The organism is Streptomyces monashensis, assembly GCF_001866665.1.
GTDB classification, from domain to species: Bacteria; Actinomycetota; Actinomycetes; order Streptomycetales; family Streptomycetaceae; genus Streptomyces; species Streptomyces monashensis.
Genome location: NZ_MLYO01000011.1, coordinates 188,559 through 204,978 on the forward strand (window position 1 = coordinate 188,559; position 16,420 = coordinate 204,978).

The 16,420-nt window shown below is 70.8% G+C and carries 15 protein-coding genes and 1 tRNA gene; 9 read left to right on the forward strand and 7 right to left on the reverse strand.

All coding sequences use genetic code 11. The annotated features are described in order from the left end of the window. The first annotated feature begins 65 nt into the window (after positions 1-65). Genes BIV23_RS04430 through BIV23_RS04440 form a run of 3 tightly spaced genes read left to right on the forward strand, consistent with a single transcriptional unit; the run spans position 66 to position 2,108 of the window. Positions 66-542: an FtsB family cell division protein gene (locus tag BIV23_RS04430; protein WP_071379391.1), complete on the forward strand. Its 477-nt coding sequence runs from the start codon at positions 66-68 to the stop codon at positions 540-542. 58 nt (positions 543-600) lie between these two features. Continuing rightward, on the forward strand, positions 601-1,158 hold the full coding sequence (locus tag BIV23_RS04435) for a DUF501 domain-containing protein (RefSeq protein WP_071379392.1): 558 nt from the start codon (positions 601-603) through the stop codon (positions 1,156-1,158). Further along, positions 1,155-2,108, forward strand: a complete 954-nt coding sequence (locus tag BIV23_RS04440) for a Ppx/GppA phosphatase family protein (RefSeq protein WP_071379393.1) — start codon at positions 1,155-1,157, stop codon at positions 2,106-2,108. Before BIV23_RS04435 ends, BIV23_RS04440 begins: the two co-directional genes overlap by 4 nt. A 78-nt stretch (positions 2,109-2,186) precedes the next feature. Here the strand turns inward: BIV23_RS04440 and BIV23_RS49510 are convergent, their stop codons facing one another. Further along, a complete protein-coding gene (locus tag BIV23_RS49510; protein WP_143079046.1) occupies positions 2,187-2,393 on the reverse strand; it encodes a hypothetical protein in 207 nt (68 codons plus the stop codon). Positions 2,394-2,929: 536 nt separating this feature from the next. On the opposite strand from BIV23_RS49510, the gene BIV23_RS04450 reads away from it, so the two are divergent. Both BIV23_RS04450 and BIV23_RS04455 read left to right on the forward strand, forming a co-directional pair. Continuing rightward, positions 2,930-4,306 carry an NAD(P)/FAD-dependent oxidoreductase gene (locus tag BIV23_RS04450; protein ID WP_079172945.1) on the forward strand — a complete coding sequence of 459 codons (1,377 nt, stop codon included), beginning with the start codon at positions 2,930-2,932 and terminating at the stop codon, positions 4,304-4,306. 226 nt (positions 4,307-4,532) lie between these two features. Further along, positions 4,533-5,828, forward strand: coding sequence for an SAM-dependent methyltransferase (locus BIV23_RS04455; protein ID WP_071379396.1), 1,296 nt, complete (start codon positions 4,533-4,535; stop codon positions 5,826-5,828). A gap of 78 nt (positions 5,829-5,906) precedes the next feature. Here the strand turns inward: BIV23_RS04455 and BIV23_RS04460 are convergent, their stop codons facing one another. Then, positions 5,907-8,435, reverse strand: coding sequence for an ABC transporter permease (locus tag BIV23_RS04460; RefSeq protein WP_071379397.1), 2,529 nt, complete (start codon positions 8,433-8,435; stop codon positions 5,907-5,909). Further along, on the reverse strand, positions 8,435-9,205 hold the full coding sequence (locus BIV23_RS04465) for an ABC transporter ATP-binding protein (protein ID WP_071379398.1): 771 nt from the start codon (positions 9,203-9,205) through the stop codon (positions 8,435-8,437). Before BIV23_RS04465 ends, BIV23_RS04460 begins: the two co-directional genes overlap by 1 nt. 427 nt (positions 9,206-9,632) lie before the next feature. Between BIV23_RS04465 and BIV23_RS04470 the strand changes: the two genes are divergently transcribed. The 3 genes from BIV23_RS04470 to BIV23_RS04480 all read left to right on the forward strand — a co-directional run bounded on the left by BIV23_RS04470 (position 9,633) and on the right by BIV23_RS04480 (position 12,077). Beyond that, positions 9,633-9,719: transfer RNA gene (locus BIV23_RS04470), tRNA-Leu, on the forward strand. 154 nt (positions 9,720-9,873) lie between these two features. Beyond that, positions 9,874-11,049: a 4-hydroxybenzoate 3-monooxygenase gene (locus BIV23_RS04475; RefSeq protein ID WP_071379399.1), complete on the forward strand. Its 1,176-nt coding sequence runs from the start codon at positions 9,874-9,876 to the stop codon at positions 11,047-11,049. A 170-nt stretch (positions 11,050-11,219) separates the two neighbouring features. Then, positions 11,220-12,077, forward strand: a complete 858-nt coding sequence (locus BIV23_RS04480; protein ID WP_071379400.1) for a Bax inhibitor-1/YccA family protein — start codon at positions 11,220-11,222, stop codon at positions 12,075-12,077. Between the two features lie 51 nt (positions 12,078-12,128). On the opposite strand, the gene BIV23_RS04485 is transcribed toward BIV23_RS04480, so the two are convergent. Further along, positions 12,129-12,359 carry a DUF4287 domain-containing protein gene (locus BIV23_RS04485; RefSeq protein ID WP_020940491.1) on the reverse strand — a complete coding sequence of 77 codons (231 nt, stop codon included), beginning with the start codon at positions 12,357-12,359 and terminating at the stop codon, positions 12,129-12,131. A gap of 99 nt (positions 12,360-12,458) precedes the next feature. On the opposite strand from BIV23_RS04485, the gene BIV23_RS04490 reads away from it, so the two are divergent. After that, positions 12,459-12,770 carry a hypothetical protein gene (locus BIV23_RS04490; RefSeq protein ID WP_079172946.1) on the forward strand — a complete coding sequence of 104 codons (312 nt, stop codon included), beginning with the start codon at positions 12,459-12,461 and terminating at the stop codon, positions 12,768-12,770. A 43-nt stretch (positions 12,771-12,813) separates the two neighbouring features. On the opposite strand, the gene BIV23_RS04495 is transcribed toward BIV23_RS04490, so the two are convergent. The 3 genes from BIV23_RS04495 to BIV23_RS04505 all read right to left on the reverse strand — a co-directional run bounded on the left by BIV23_RS04495 (position 12,814) and on the right by BIV23_RS04505 (position 16,261). After that, positions 12,814-13,596, reverse strand: a complete 783-nt coding sequence (locus BIV23_RS04495; RefSeq protein WP_071379401.1) for a hypothetical protein — start codon at positions 13,594-13,596, stop codon at positions 12,814-12,816. Positions 13,597-13,879: 283 nt separating this feature from the next. Then, positions 13,880-15,097, reverse strand: coding sequence for an acetyl-CoA C-acetyltransferase (locus BIV23_RS04500; protein WP_071379402.1), 1,218 nt, complete (start codon positions 15,095-15,097; stop codon positions 13,880-13,882). A gap of 144 nt (positions 15,098-15,241) precedes the next feature. After that, positions 15,242-16,261: an SGNH/GDSL hydrolase family protein gene (locus BIV23_RS04505; protein WP_177239708.1), complete on the reverse strand. Its 1,020-nt coding sequence runs from the start codon at positions 16,259-16,261 to the stop codon at positions 15,242-15,244. Positions 16,262-16,420 lie beyond the last annotated feature (159 nt).

The following is a 16,420-nucleotide window of genomic DNA, read 5'->3' on the forward strand; positions in this document are numbered from 1 at the left end:
GTGTCCGGGGACGTACGCACGTGTGCAGCGTGCCAGGCACAGGGCAAGGGGAGGCGGAGAGCCAGATGGCCGCGAGGGACCGGGACCGTTTCTCCACCGCGACCAGGCTGCGGCTGCTCGGTGAGCAGACGGCGGCCCGGGTCTACCGCTCCCAGACCAAGCGGCAGGCCCGCCGCTCCCGGCTCACCGGGCGCGCGGCGCTGCTCGTGCTGGTGCTGTGCACGATGATCGTCGCGCTCGCGTACCCGATGCGCCAGTACGTCACCCAGCGCGCGCAGATCTCCGACCTCCAGCGCCAGAAGCAGCAGGCCGAGCAGCGCGTCGAGCAGCTGCGCGACCTCAAGGCACGCTGGCAGGACGACGCCTACGCCGAGCAGGAGATCCGGCGCCGGCTGCATTATGTGATGCCGGGGGAGACCGGGTACACGGTCGTCGATCCCGGCACGGCCAGGCAGTCCCGCGCCGACCTGAAGGCCGCCCAGCGGCCCTGGTACGCCAATGTATGGGACGGGGTCGACAAGTCCGACGCCTCCGACCAGTGAACCGACGGCACGCCCCTTCTCCACCATCCCTTCTGAGAAAGCCGCTCTGAAAGCAGTCATGGAAACCCCTCCGCCGCCCACTTCGCGCACCGAGCCCACCGACGCGGACGTCGAGGCCTTCAAGCAGCAGCTCGGCCGCCCGCCGCGGGGCCTGCGGGCCATCGCGCACCGCTGCCCCTGCGGCCAGCCGGACGTCGTGGAGACGGCGCCGCGGCTGCCCGACGGCACGCCCTTCCCGACGCTGTACTACCTGACGTGCCCGAAGGCGTCCTCCGCCATCGGCACGCTGGAGGCCAACGGCGTGATGAAGGAGATGACCGAGCGCCTGGCGACCGACCCGGAGCTGGCCGCCGCCTACCGGGCCGCGCACGAGGACTACATCCGGCGCCGGGACGAGATCGAGGAGCTGAAGGGCTTCCCGAGCGCGGGCGGCATGCCGGACCGGGTCAAGTGCCTGCACGTCCTGGTGGCCCACTCGCTGGCCGCCGGCCCGGGCGTGAACCCGCTCGGTGACGAGGCCCTGGCGATGCTGCCGGAGTGGTGGCGCAAGGGCACGTGTGTGACGCTCACCGGGGCCGCCGAGGCCACCCAGGTCACCGAGGGGGACGAGAAGTGACGCGGGTCGCCGCCGTCGACTGCGGTACCAACTCCATCCGGCTGCTGGTCGCGGACTGCGACCCGGCCACGGGCGAACTGGTCGACCTGGACCGCAGGATGACCATCGTGCGGCTCGGCCAGGGCGTCGACCGCACCGGGCGGCTCGCGCCACAGGCGCTGGAGCGGACGTTCGCGGCCTGCCGCGAGTACGCCGCGATCATCAAGGAGCACGGCGCCGAGAAGCTCCGCTTCGTCGCCACCTCCGCCTCCCGCGACGCCGAGAACCGCGACGAGTTCGTGCGCGGTGTGCTGGACATCCTCGGGGTCGAGCCGGAGGTGATCACCGGCGACCAGGAGGCCGAGTTCTCCTTCACCGGCGCCACGAAGGAGCTGACCGGCCGCGCCGACCTGGCCCGGCCGTACCTGGTCGTGGACATCGGCGGCGGCTCCACCGAGTTCGTCGTCGGCGAGGAGCACGTGCGGGCCGCGCGCTCGGTCGACGTCGGCTGTGTGCGGATGACGGAGCGCCACCTGGTGCACGGCGGCGAGGTCTCCGACCCGCCCGCCGCGGACCGGATCGCCGCCATGAGGGCCGACATCGAGGCCGCCCTGGACCTCGCCGAACAGACCGTCCCGCTGCGCGAGGCGCACACCCTGGTGGGTCTCGCCGGTTCCGTCACCAGCGTCTCGGCCATCGCCCAGGACCTGCCGGAGTACGACTCCGCGCGCATCCACCACTCCCGGGTCTCCTACGACCGGGTCCGCGAGATCACCGAGTCGCTGCTGCGCTCCACGCACGCCGAGCGCGCCGCGATCCCGTCCCTGCACCCGGGCCGGGTCGACGTCATCGGCGCGGGCGCCCTCGTGCTGCTCGCGATCATGGAGCGGATCGGCGCCGAGGAGGTCGTGGTGAGCGAGCACGACATCCTCGACGGCATCGCGTGGGCGGTGGCGCAGGAGCTCCAGTAGGGCCGCGGTGACGCGGAGCGGCCCCGGTTCCGCCCGGGGGAGGAGCCAGGGCCGCCGCTTCGGTCACGGGTACGACCGTCACGCGCAGAGGATGCCGATGAGAGCGTGGCAACCTCCGTGCCCGCCGGCCGGGGCGGCCGCCTGGGTGGTGGGGTGGGAGGCGGGTGTCGCCGCCACGGCGGATGCGGCCGTCGCCGCCCCCGAGGCAAGAGCGATACCCAGGACCGCGCTGATCGCGCCTACACGCTTCGTGGCCTTCCGGGAGGCCTTCTGTGAAGTGTTCATGCTTGGCACGCTAGGGGAGCTTCTGTCGGCTCTCGCGCGGTGCGTGGCTGACGGGTGAACGGCGGGCCGCCCGGGTGATGCGCTGTTGCGCGGCTCTCTTTTATTACTCCCCGGTAGCCTTCTGCTGAGCAGGTCGGATAACGTTTGAGCGGCTTCCCGGGATCGTCGGGGCTCCCCGGTGACATGCCGTCGGAAAACTTCGTGAAGTTCTTCACAAGGAATTGGGCCCGGCCGGGGCGTTCAAGGGGTCTTGTTGGGCCTTTCGGGGGCCGAAGAGCCCTTTGAACGTGTTCAGATGGAGGCCGTACGCTGCCTTCGGATCGCGTACCGAGGGGGGTGTTCCGACCGGCTCGCGCCCTCGGTCGGGACCCGGAGGAGCAGCTCACGCGGCCTTGACAACGGACATCGGGGTGCTGCGGTTCCCCTCGCCCGTCATGACCTGCGTCACGCGAGCCGCGGAGTGTAGCACGGGCACTGTCGAACCTTGTGAAGGGGCGCACGAGCACCCCTCCAGGAGCGGGTGGATACTCGATGCCATGAGCACCACGGAGCGTCCCAGGATCCTCGTAGTAGGCGGTGGGTACGTAGGCCTGTACGCAGCTCGGCGCATTCTCAAGAAGATGCGCTTCGGAGAGGCGACCGTCACGGTCGTCGACCCCCGGTCGTACATGACCTACCAGCCCTTCCTCCCCGAAACCGCCGCCGGCAACATCTCCCCGCGCCATGTCGTCGTCCCGCTGCGACGCGTGGTCCCCAAGGCGGAGGTCCTCACCGGCCGGGTCACCACCATCGACCAGGACCGCAAGGTCGCCACGATCGCCCCGCTGGTGGGCGAGGCGTACGAACTGCCCTTCGACTACCTGGTGATCGCCCTCGGTGCGGTCTCCCGCACCTTCCCGATCCCCGGCCTCGCCGAACAGGGCATCGGCATGAAGGGCGTCGAGGAGGCCATCGGCCTGCGCAACCACGTGCTGGAGCAGCTCGACAAGGCCGAGTCCACCACCGACGAGGAGATCCGCCGCAAGGCGCTCACCTTCGTCTTCATCGGCGGTGGCTTCGCGGGTGCGGAGACCATCGGCGAGGTCGAGGACATGGCCCGGGACGCGGCCAGGTACTACAAGAACGTCTCCCGCGAGGACATGCGGTTCGTCCTCGTCGACGCCGCCGACAAGATCCTGCCCGAGGTCGGCCCGAAGCTCGGCCAGTACGGCAAGGAGCACCTGGAGAGCCGGGGCGTGGAGATCTACCTCTCCACCTCCATGGACTCCTGCGTCGACGGCCACGTCGTGCTGAAGAACGGCCTCGAGGTCGACTCCAACACGATCGTGTGGACCGCCGGCGTCAAGCCGAACCCGGCCCTCGCCCGCTTCGGTCTGCCCCTCGGCCCGCGCGGCCACGTCGACTGCGAGCCCACGCTCCAGGTCAAGGGCACGGACTACATCTGGGCCGCCGGCGACAACGCGCAGGTCCCGGACCTCGTCGGCCGCAAGGCGGGCAACGAGAACGCCTGGTGCCCGCCGAACGCCCAGCACGCGCTGCGCCAGGCGAAGGTCCTCGGCGACAACGTGGTCTCCGGTATGCGGGGCTTCCCGCAGAAGGAGTACGAGCACGCCAACAAGGGTGCGGTCGCCGGTCTCGGCCTGCACAAGGGCGTGGCGATGATCGTCATGGGCAAGATGAAGATCAAGCTCAAGGGCCGCCTCGCCTGGTACATGCACCGTGGCTACCACGGCATGGCGATGCCGACCTTCAACCGCAAGATCCGCGTCTTCGCCGACTGGACCCTCGGCATGTTCCTCAAGCGCGAGGTCGTCTCCCTCGGTGCGATGGAGAACCCGCGCGAGGAGTTCTACGAGGCCGCCAAGCCGGCTCCGGTCGCCGCCAAGACCGAGGAGAAGGCCAAGGCCTCCTGACCTCGGGTCACCTGAGCACACCCCGAAGGACCTCCCGCCATCCGTGGTGCGGGAGGTCCTTCGGCGTTCCCGGGTACGCGCGGGGACCCGGACCGGGACCCCGGCAACTGCATGGCCGCTACACCGTTTTTGCCCAGTCGTAACTCCTTTGCGGGACTGCGCCGAGGCCGTCGTGGTGTTTACGTGGTAACCGGCATCCGGGATCGTCGTCTTGGAGGTGTGCGCCATGGCCGACGCCGCGTCGCGGCTGAGTCGTCTTGCCGAGCAGATGCTGGGAGTTCCGCTCCCGGTGCGGATCCGGGCCTGGGACGGATCGCAGGCCGGGCCGCCGGGCGCCCCGGCGCTGGTCGTGCGCAACCGCCGTGCCCTGCGCCGCATCCTGTTCAAACCGGGTGAACTGGGCCTCGCCCGCGCCTGGGTGGCCGGTGACCTGGACGTCGAGGGCGACCTGTACTCCGCGCTGGAGGCGATGGCGTCCCTGGTGTGGGAGCGCGGCGAGGACGCCCGTACCCTGCGCCAGGCCCTGCGTGACCCCGTCGTACGCGCCGGCGCCCGCGACCTGCTCCGGCTCGCCGGGCCCCCGCTGCCGCCCGCCCCGCCGCGCGAGGAGGCCCGCCGGCCCCGCCGGCGTCTGCACACGCGGCACACCGACAGGCGGGCCATCAGCCACCACTACGACGTCGGCAACGACTTCTACGAGCTGGTCCTCGGGCCCTCGATGGTCTACTCCTGCGCATACTGGGAGGACGGCGGGACCCTGGAGTCCGCCCAGCGCGACAAGCTCGAACTCGTCTGCGCCAAGCTCGGCCTGAAGGAGGGGCAGCGGCTGCTGGACGTCGGCTGCGGCTGGGGCTCGATGGCGATCCACGCGGCCCGCGAGCACGGCGTGGGCGTCGTCGGGATCACCCTCTCCCAGGAGCAGGCCGCCTACGCCCGCAAGCGGGTCGCCGACGAGGGGCTGACCGACCTGGTGGAGATCCGCGTCCAGGACTACCGGGACGTCGCGGACGGCCCCTTCGACGCCATCTCCTCCATCGGCATGGCCGAGCACGTCGGCGCCGAACGCTATCTGGAGTACGCGAGCCAGCTGTACGCCCTGCTCAAGCCCGGCGGACGGCTGCTCAACCACCAGATCGCCCGCCGCCCGCAGCGCGACGAGACGGCGTACGAGGTGGACGACTTCATCGACGCCTACGTCTTCCCCGACGGCGAACTCGCCCCCGTCGGCACCACCGTCACCCAGCTGGAGCGTGCCGGGTTCGAGGTGCGGGACGTGGAGGCGATCCGCGAGCACTACGCCCGCACCCTGCGCCGGTGGGTCGCCAACCTGGAGGCGGACTGGGACCGCGCGGTCCGCCTCACCGGTCCAGGCCGCGCCCGCGTCTGGCGGCTCTACATGGCCGCCTCCGCACTGTCCTTCGAGCGCAACCGCATCGGCGTCAACCAGGTCCTGGCCGTGCGCACCCCGGAGTCGGGCGCCTCGGGGCTGCCGCCGCGCACCCGCACCTGGAACACCGCCTGAGTGCCTGTCCGGCGGTGCGTACGACGAGGGGGCCTCGCAGCCGCGAGGCCCCCTCGTTCCTGGTCCGGTGCCGTACGGCTACTCGGCCTTGATCGCCGCCAGCATGTTCAGCCTGGCCGCGCGCCGGGCCGGCCACAGGGCGGCCAGCACGCCGACCGTGCCCGCCAGCAGCAGGAAGAGCGCCATCCGGCCCCAGGGCAGGACCAGTTCGTACGTCGGCATCTTCGTGCCGAGCAGCTGGCCGGCCGCCCAGCCGAAGAAGACGCCCAGCCCGATGCCGAGCACGCCGCCGAACAGGGAGATCACCAGGGACTCCAGGCGGACCATCCGCTTGACCGCCTTGCGGTCCAGGCCGATCGCGCGGAGCATGCCGATCTCCTGGGAGCGCTCGAAGACCGACATCGCCAGGGTGTTGATGACGCCGAGGACCGCGACGATCACCGCCATGCCGAGCAGGCCGTAGAGCATGTTCAGCATCGTCGTGAACATCTGGGCGATCTGGTTGGAGATGTCCTTCTTGTCCTGGATCTTGATCGCCGGGTTGGTGCCCAGGTCCTTGGTCAGCCGGTCCTTCGTCGCCTCGGAGGCGCCGTCCGCCGTCTTGACCATGACCTGCATGTCGGCCGGGTTCTTCAGGTGCGGGGTGAGGACCTTGTTGTCGAGCATGATCCCGTTGATCATGTCGTTGCCCTCGTAGACACCGGCGACGATCAGCTGCCGGGCCTTGCCGTCCTCGAAGTGCGCGGTGAAGTGCGAACCGGGCGTCCAGCCGTACTCCTTGGCCCGGTCCTTGTCCACGACGACCTGCGAGCCCCCGACCTTGAACGTGCCGTCGTCGACCTTCAGGTCCGTCAGCTTCGTGATGGACGCGCCGTCGACACCCGTCAGGAACTCGGTCTTGCCGTCGATGCGGGACGGGGCGTTGCGCAGCGGGCTGCTGGCGGTGACGCCGTCGGCCGCGGCGAGCTTCGTCGCCACCTCCGGGGAGAGCGGGGAGCGGTTGGCCATCGAGACGACGTAGTCCGCGCGGATCGCCGAGGAGGCCATCTTGTCGATGGCGGTCTGCAGGCTGCCCGCCATCACCGTCATGCCGGTGATCAGGGTCAGGCCGATCATCAGCGCGGAGGCCGTGGCCGCCGTACGGCGCGGGTTGCGCACCGAGTTCTGCCGGGCCAGCTTGCCCGAGACGCCGAAGACGCGCAGCACCGGAGCGGCGGCCGCGATCAGCGGGCGGGACAGCAGCGGGGTCAGGATGAACACACCGATGATGAGCAGGACCGCGCCGATGCCCATCGGGCCCTGGGCGGAGTCGGCGTTCATCGACGTGGCCGCGAGGACCACGGCGATGCCCGCCCCGGAGAACAGCGCGCCGAACGTGTTGCGCAGCACCAGCGACTTGGTGGTGGCCTTGGCGTGCACGCTGCTCATCGCCGCCACCGGCGGGATCTTCGCGGCCCGGCGGCCGGGCAGCCAGGCGGCCAGCATGGTGACGAGGACGCCGACCGCGAGCGCGGCCACCACGGTGCCGGAGCTGATCACCAGCGGCCCGTCGGGCACGCTCGCGCCGAAGGAGCCGAGCAGCGAACGCAGGCCCGCGCCGATGCCGATACCGGCGGCCAGACCGGCCACACCGGCGACCGCGCCGACCGCGAACGCCTCGATCAGCACCGAGCGGGTGACCTGGCGGCGCGAGGCGCCGACCGCGCGCATCAGGGCCAGTTCCCGGGTGCGCTGGGCGACCAGCATGGTGAAGGTGTTGGCGATGATGAACGTGCCGACGAACAGCGCGATGCCGGCGAACACCAGCAGGGCCTGCTTCAGACCGCTCATCGAGTCGGCGATCATCTTCGCCTGGTCGTCGGCGAGCTGCTTGCCGGTGGTGGTCTCCACCAGGTGCTTCGGCAGCGCCGAGTCCAGCGCGGACTTCAGCGCGGTCTGGCTGGTGCCGGCCGCCGCCTTGACGTCGATCTCGTCGTAGCCGCCCTTCTTGCCGAAGAGCTGCTGCGCGGTCGGCGTGTCGAACAGGGCGAGGCTGCCGCCCGCGGCGACGTTGCCGTCGTCGGTGGTGAAGATGCCCGCGACGGTCGGGGTGAGGACCGGGCCGTCGACGGAGAGCCGCACGGTGTCGCCGACCTTGTAGCCGGCCCGCTTCGCGGTCCCGGAGTCGAGCAGCACCTCGCCCCTGCCGTGCGGGGCGTGGCCGCTGACCAGCGGGTACCGGGCGTCCTCGGTGCCCCAGTAGTTGCCGCCGGCGGACTGCCAGTCGCCGCCGGCCAGCTTGCCGTCCTTGTCGGCGACGGCGGTGAAGCCGCTGACGACACCGGTCGCGGAGGCGGCGCCGGGGACCTTCGCGGCCTTGTCCAGCACGGCCTGGGTCAGATCCGGCGTCCTGCCGACCTTGTCGCCCTCGGAGTCCTGGTACGTGGCCCGTACGGCGACGTCGACCTGGTCGAAGCCCTTGGCCGAACTCTTCTGGTAGGCGTCGGAGATGGTGTTGGTGAAGACCAGCGTCCCGGACACGAACGCCACGCCGAGCATGACGGCGAGCACGGTCATCAGGAGCCGGGCCTTGTGCGCGAGGACGTTGCGCAGGGCGGTGCGGAACATCAGCTGGTACGGCCCTTCGCGTCGAACTGCTTCATGAGGTCGAGCACGGCGTCGGCGGTCGGGCCGTGGATCTCGTCCACGATCCGCCCGTCCGCGAGGAAGACGACACGGTCCGCGTAGGCGGCGGCCACCGGGTCGTGGGTCACCATGACGACGGTCTGGCCCAGCTCGCGCACGGAGTTGCGCAGGAAGCCCAGCACCTCGGCGCCGGAGCGGGAGTCGAGGTTTCCGGTCGGCTCGTCGCCGAAGATGATGTCGGGCCGGGAGGCGAGGGCGCGGGCGACGGCCACGCGCTGCTGCTGGCCGCCGGAGAGCTGGGAGGGCCGATGGCTGAGCCGCCCGGACAGCCCGACCATCTCGATCACCTTCTCCAGCCAGGCCTTGTCGGGCCTGCGGCCCGCGATGTCCATCGGGAGGGTGATGTTCTCCAGCGCGGTCAGCGTCGGCAGCAGGTTGAAGGCCTGGAAGATGAAGCCGATCTTGTCCCGGCGGAGCTTGGTGAGCTGCTTGTCCTTCAGGGAGCCCAGCTCGGTCTCGCCGACGCGCACGGAACCCGAGGAGAAGGTGTCCAGGCCCGCCACGCAGTGCATCAGCGTGGACTTGCCGGAGCCGGAGGGGCCCATGATCGCGGTGAACTCGGCCTGCCGGAACTCGACGGAGACCCGGTCCAGGGCGACCACCCGGGTCTCACCCTGCCCGTAGATCTTCGACAGCTCCGTGGCGCGTGCGGCCACGGCGGTGGTCCGGCCTGCGGTGGGTGTGGTGGTCACGGGAAGGTGCTCCTGTCGGGACGACGTGTGTTCGTGGGGACTGCTCCATCGTCTCGGCGCGAGCGGCGCGTGGCGTCAGTCGCTGTTCCGGTTCCTGAGGGGGACTCGGGTCGGACGCGAGGGCGCCGTGTCATACCTGGGGAGGACGGCGGACCCTGAGGAACCGAGTCGAAGGAGGCACGCGCGCGTGGTGGTCCCGACCATGTCGAGAACGGGTGGAGCGCCCTCGTTCGGACGGTGAAATTCCGTCATTTCACGTACACGCGTGCCCCCCTCGCGCCACGCTGTCTGGCAAGTGCGGATGGCGCGTTCCATGGGCTGATGCACCCTCAGACGTCAATAAAATAAGACAACATCGGTCTGCCCTTCCGCTGTTCGGGGGATGGGCCCCGATAGGCTCGGATCCTCGACGCGGAGCCCATGGCCTGCCCGGATGGTGGAATGCAGACACGGCGAGCTTAAACCTCGCTGCCCCTTCGCGGGCGTGCCGGTTCAAGTCCGGCTCCGGGCACCACCGCGCCTCTCTCCCCCTTCGGCGTTCAGCCATTGACATCACCCACACCCCGGCGGAGACTCATGCCCGCCAGACGGTGAAGGAAATTTCACCAGACGAACAACGTGGCCAATGGCGGACAACGGGCTCGTCACTGTGGGAAGGGGCAGGATCCATGCGCACCACCGTCGGGATCATCGGAGCGGGGCCGGCCGGGCTGCTGCTCGCACGGCTGCTGCACCGCGCGGGCATCGACGCGGTCGTCCTGGAGAGCCGCGACCGGTCCTACGTCGAACACCGCCAGCGCGCCGGGATCCTGGAGCAGGGGACCGTGGACGTGCTGCGCGCGGCGGGCGCCGGGGAGCGGATGGACCGCGAGGGCCTGCGGCACGACGGCATCGAGCTGCGCTTCGACCGCACCCGCCACCGCGTCGACTTCCCCGCCCGCACCGGCGGACGGTCCGTGACGGTCTACGCCCAGACCGAGGTCTGCAAGGACCTCATCGCCCTCCAGCTGAAGGAGGGCGGACCGCTGCTGTTCGAGGCGGAGGCGCTCGCCGTCGAGGGGGCCGGGGGCGAGCGCCCGCGGGTGCGGTTCCGCCGCGAGGGGCGCGAGGACGTGCTGGAGTGCGACTACGTCGTCGGCTGCGACGGCTTCCGGGGCGTGGCGCGGGCCGCCGTACCGGCCGCGGTCGCCCGCGTGTCCGAGCGCACGTACCCCTACGCCTGGCTCGGCATCCTCGCCGACGTCCCGCCCTCGCACGACGAACTCGTCTACGCCCGCCACGACCGCGGCTTCGCCCTGCTGTCGATGAGGTCCTCGTCCGTCTCCCGCCTCTACCTCCAGGTGCCGGCGGGGACGCGGGCCGAGGAGTGGACCGACGACGAGATCTGGTCGGAACTCGACCGGCGGCTGGAGACGGACGACGGCTGGCGGCTGCGGCGCGGGCCGATCACCCAGAAGTCGGTCACGCCCATGCGCTCCTTCGTCCACGAACCGATGCGCCACGGCCGCCTCTTCCTCGCCGGTGACGCCGCTCACATCGTCCCGCCGACCGGCGCCAAGGGGCTGAACCTCGCCGTCGGTGACGTCGTCACCTTCGCCCGGGCACTCATCCACGAGCGGGAGACCGGCTCGCCGGACCTCCTCGACGCCTACTCCGCGACCTGCCTGCGCCGCGTGTGGCAGGCCGAGCGCTTCTCCTACGACATGACGACCCTGCTCCATCCCGCCCCGGACGCCACGCCCTTCGACGCCGGGATCCAGCGGGCGCGGCTGGCGCGGATCGCCTCCTCGCGCGCGGCACAGACCGATCTGGCCGAGGCGTACACGGGGTTTCCTCTCGGTTAGGTCCCAGGTTTGTCATGGAACGCGATCACCTGTGGCCGGGAATCGCCTGCACGCGTAGCGTGTTGCGCAGCACAGCAGGGGAAAGATCCTCCTCAGGTATCATGGTCGATCCTTTGCGAATCCATTACGCTTTGAGCCAAGGCTGCGCTCGGCAGCCATGGAGGAGTGAGATGAGGAGCAGTAACCCGGTCTTCTCGCGACGGGGGTTCAGCCGCGACAACGGCTACGCCGGCTTCAACACCGCACCGCAGGCCGGGTACGCACAGGGCAACCCGTATGCGCAGAACCCCTACGCGCAGAACCCGTATGCCCAACAGGGCCTTCAGCAGGGCGCGCCCCCGCAGGCCCCGGTCACCACCGACCGGATGACCATGGACGACGTCGTCGTCCGCTCGGCCATGACGCTCGGCACGGTCGCCCTCGGCGCCGTCCTCGCCTGGGCGCTGCTGCCGGTGACGCTGACGAGCTACGGCCTGGCCTTCGGCTCCGGGCTGATCGCGTTCGTCCTGGCGATGGTCCAGAGCTTCAAGCGCACCCCGTCCCCCGCCCTGATCCTGGGGTACGCCGCGTTCGAGGGCGTCTTCCTCGGCGTCATCAGCGAGATGTACAACAGCCGCTGGAGCGGCGCCCCGTTCCAGGCGGTGCTCGGCACGATGGCGGTCGCCGGCGCCACCCTGCTCGTCTACAAGGCGGGCTGGATCCGCGTCACCGCGCGCTACGCCCGGATGGGCCTCGCCATCGCGATGGCCTTCATGGTCGTCATGGCGATCAACCTGCTGCTGGTCGCGTTCGGCGTCGCCGAGAACGGCGGCCTGCGCAGCTTCGGCCCGCTCGGCGCGCTGGTCGGCATCATCGCCATCCTGATCGGCGCGTTCTTCCTCACGCTGGACTTCAAGCAGATCGAGGACGGCATCGCCTACGGCGCTCCGCGGAACGAGTCCTGGCTCGCCGCGTTCGGTCTCACCATGACCCTGGTGTGGATCTACGTCGAGATGCTGCGACTGGTCGCCATCTTCAGCAGGGACTGACGACCACGTCGGCAAGGGCCCCGGGCTTCACCGCCCGGGGCCCTTCGACGTTCAGAGCAGCTTGCGGGCCGCCCTCCTCAAGTCGTACTCGTGCACGATCGCCTTCGCGTGGCCGTACGCGAGGTCGTACTCGTGCCTGAGCCAGCTGACCTTCTCCTCGAAGCGGAACAGGGCGGGGCCTTCTTCTACGGTGCGCAGCCAGTCGGAGACTTCACGACCGGTGCAGTGGGGGATGCGGGCGAGCAGATTGCGGTGGGTCTCCTCGGAGAAGAGCTGGGACATCGGCGCCTCCGAACGCAAAGGGGATGTAAGCCGGTCCTTCACGTCACCGTGCCTGAGCGTTCGCGTGTTGGCAACAGTGCGGCGGGTTACGCTCGGCGCGTGGTTGATACGACGCCCTTGACCCAAGCAGTGGAGTTCTTCGCCGACCGGTTGCGGGCCGCTCCGCAGAGCCGGCTGCAACGAGGCGCGGCCGCGGAGGCGCTGGCGCTGGCCCGGCAGTTGGCCCGGTGGGCGCAGCGCGTCGAGGAGCCGGGGAGCGAGCCCCGGGAGATGCCGGATGCGGGGATGTTCGCCGCCGCCGACCAGATTCTCGTGGCCGCACATGATGTGGGACTGGTGCTGCGGACCGAGGACGAGGTCGCCGAAGCGGTGCGGCTGGTGGAGGAGGCGCGGCAGAAGGCGGGCGTCTAGCGGTCCGCGCCGAAGGAGCCGCCCCGCAGGGACGCGAGGAGCCTCACAGGGACGCTATGACCCGGTCCGCCAGGATGTACACCATCTCCTCGCCGCAGGCGAAGGTGAGGGTGTAGGCGCCGGAGATGCCCGAACCGCCCAGGAGGTAGGGGGTGTCGCCCGACTCCACGGCCGTGGCCAGGCGTTCGGCGGTCTCGCGGTGGCCCGGGGTCATGCACAGGGTGGTGCCGTCGGCGAAGACGTAGACGTCGAGGGTGCCGAGCGGGCCCGGGCGGACGTCGGCCAGTTCGACGCGGTCGGCGGCCAGCTGCTCCAGCGTGGTCACCGTGCGCTCGTGGTCGCCCATGACCGGGGACTGCACCGGGACGAAGTCGGGGTGCGAGGGGTGCCGGCGGCGGGCGGCGGCCAGCTCCGGGGACTCTCCCGCGAACTCGTCGGGCTCGGCGGTCGGCTCGGACACCGGCTCCAGACCGGCGAAGTCGCTCTGCCGGGGCAGGAACAGCTCGGTGTCGCCCAGTCCGAGCAGGGGCGGCGCGTCGGAGGCGTCACGGGCTTCCTGGGCGGCCCAGAAGGCGCGCGCCTCGGCCAGCTCGCGCTCCCGCTCCTCGGCGAGCGCCTCGGCCACGGCGGCACGTATCTGCTCGGCGTCGGCATGCGTGCGGGCACTCGGCAGCAGGGCACGCGTGGCGGCGGCCCGGTCCTCGGCGAGCCGCTGTTGCAGCGCCGTCAGCTGGCGGCGCAGCTGCAGAACGGTGCGCAGGACGGCGACGCCCACGGCGCCGGTGGCGACCGTGGTGAGCAGCAGGGCGATCGGCATGGCGCTCACTGACGTACTCCCGGTTCAAAGTCGACCCCCGACTTCCTACATCAGCTTGAAGGGTGGACTATCCAGCTGTCAGTGCGTAACGTCACGAAACGGACAGGACTTTGGCCTCGTGGACTCCCCCGGCACCGCACTGACCTGCGTTGACCTGCACTGATGTGACCGTCAGGCGAGATAGGTCACATCCTGGGGGAGATTGGATCACGAAAAGGCCCGGAACCGAGGCGTTTCCTCGGTTCCGGGCCGTTTCATGACGGGACGCGCCCGTCCCGTTACGGATGGTGGCTCAGCTGAGGCGCTCGATGACCATCGCCATGCCCTGGCCGCCGCCGACGCACATCGTCTCCAGGCCGAACTGCTTGTCGTGCCACTGGAGGGAGTTGATGAGCGTGCCGGTGATGCGCGCGCCGGTCATGCCGAAGGGGTGGCCGACGGCGATGGCGCCACCGTTGACGTTCAGCTTGTCGAGGTCGATGCCGAGGTCCCGGTAGGAGGGGATCACCTGGGCGGCGAAGGCCTCGTTGATCTCGACCAGGTCGATGTCGCCGATGCCCAGGCCGGCGCGGCGCAGCGCCTGCTTGCTGGCCTCGACCGGGCCGAGGCCCATGATCTCGGGGGACAGGCCGGAGACGCCGGTGGACACGATGCGGGCGAGCGGGGTCAGGCCCAGCTCGCGGGCCTTGGTGTCGGACATGATGACCACGGCCGCGGCGCCGTCGTTGAGCGGGCAGCAGTTGCCGGCCGTGACGAGGCCGTCGGGGCGGAAGACCGGCTTGAGCCCGGACACGCCCTCCATGGTGACGCCGGCGCGCGGGCCGTCGTCCTTGCTGACGACCGTGCCGTCGGGCAGCGTCACCGGGGTGATCTCGCGCTCCCAGAAGCCGTTCTTGATGGCCTCCTCGGCGAGGTTCTGCGAGCGGACGCCGAACTCGTCCATCTCCTGGCGGGTGACGCCCTTGATCCGGGCCAGGTTCTCGGCGGTCTGGCCCATCGAGATGTACGCGTCGGGCAGCAGGCCGTCCTCGCGCGGGTCGTGCCAGGTGGAGCCGGTCGACTCGGCCACGGCGGCGGTACGGGCCTCGGCCTCGGCGAAGAGCGGGTTGCGTCCGCTCGGCATGTCCGAACTGCCGTTGACGTAGCGGGAGACCGTCTCGACACCGGCCGAGATGAAGACGTCGCCCTCGCCGGCCTTGATGGCGTGCAGGGCCATGCGGGAGGTCTGCAGGGAGGAGGAGCAGTACCGGGTGATCGTGCAGCCCGGCAGGTGGTCCATGCCCATCTGCACGGCGACGATGCGGCCGAGGTTGTGGCCCTGCTCGCCGCCGGGGAGGCCGCAGCCGAGCATCAGGTCGTCGATGTCCTTCGGGTCCAGCTCGGGGACCTTGGCGAGGGCGGCCTGGATGATCGTGGCGGTCAGGTCGTCGGGGCGCAGATCCTTGAGGGAACCCTTGCCGGCGCGGCCGATGGGGGAGCGGGCGGTCGAGACGATGACGGCTTCGGGCATCACGGCTCCAGTGGACTTGGTGCTTTCGGGCAGGGCCGTCTGGGAAGTTACCGCTCCGTATGGTCCGGGTCACGTGTGTGGTGGTGTGACACTGGCCGCAATTTACTAAGCGCTTGCTTGGGTTGATCGTCCATCGGCCCGAGGTCACGCTGACGGAGTCGCCGGTTCGGCTTCCGGGACGCGGCGGCGGCGTCGGCGCTTCAGCAGGGCCCAGGGGCCGCGAGGGCCTGTCGGCATCGCCGCGGTGACCTCCGTACCCGCCTCCGAGGCGGCCTCGGCCGCGGCCCGGGCCACCGGCAGGAAGCCCTCGTGCCGCATCACGTCCGGGCGCTCCTCCTCCGCCGGCCACAGGCCGAGCGCCGCGCACACCGTGGGCAGGACGGCCATCGCCGCCGTCGCGTAGCCCTCGGCCGAGGGGTGGTAGTTGTCCGGGCCGAACAGCTCCCGGGGGTTCGCCTCGAACTCCGGGCCCAGCAGGTCGCCCAGCGACACCGTGCGGCCCCCCTGCTCCACCGCGCCGATCGTCTGGGCCGCCGCCAGCTGCCGTGAGGCCCGCCGGGCCAGCCAGCGCAACGGCTGCTGCACCGGCTCGATCGTGCCGAGGTCGGGACAGGTGCCGACCACCACCTCGGCCCCGGCCGTGCGCAGCCGCCGTACCGCCGACGACAGGTGCCGTACCGAACGGGTCGGCGGCATCCGGTGGGTGACGTCGTTCGCGCCGACCATGATCACGCAGATGTCGGGGACGGGGGAGGGGGCGCCGAGGACCAGGGCCACCTGCCGGTCCAGGTCGTCCGACTGCGCTCCGGGCTGGGCGACGTTACGGAGCTCCACCGGGCGTTCCGCCACCGCCGCGAGCCCCGAGGCCAGCAGCGCCCCCGGGGTCTGGCCCGCCCGGTGCACGCCCTGCCCGGCCGCCGTCGAGTCGCCGAGCATGGCCAGCCTGAGGGGCGGCTCGCCGGGGACGTCGTAGGCGTGGCCGTAGATCCCGTCGGCCGTCGGGACCCGGCCGCCGCTGCCGTTGCCCACATGGCGCCGGGCCAGCCGTACCTCCGCCAGCAGCAGGCCGACGGCGGCCGCGCCGGCCAGGCCGACCCCGCCGCCGCCGTACGCCGCTCCGGCCGCGATGCGCCGGGCCACCCGTGCCCTCGACATGCTCGTCATGCGTCGCCGCCACCTCCCTCGTAGCCGTACACCCACTCCTTGCCCCGTACAGCCCGTGCGCCAATCTCAACGGGGAGTGAACGACCACCACGTCGCACGCCTGGGCCGTAGGCTGGCGGAACCACTACGACCACTGTTTTTGTGCACAGCAACCGGAGA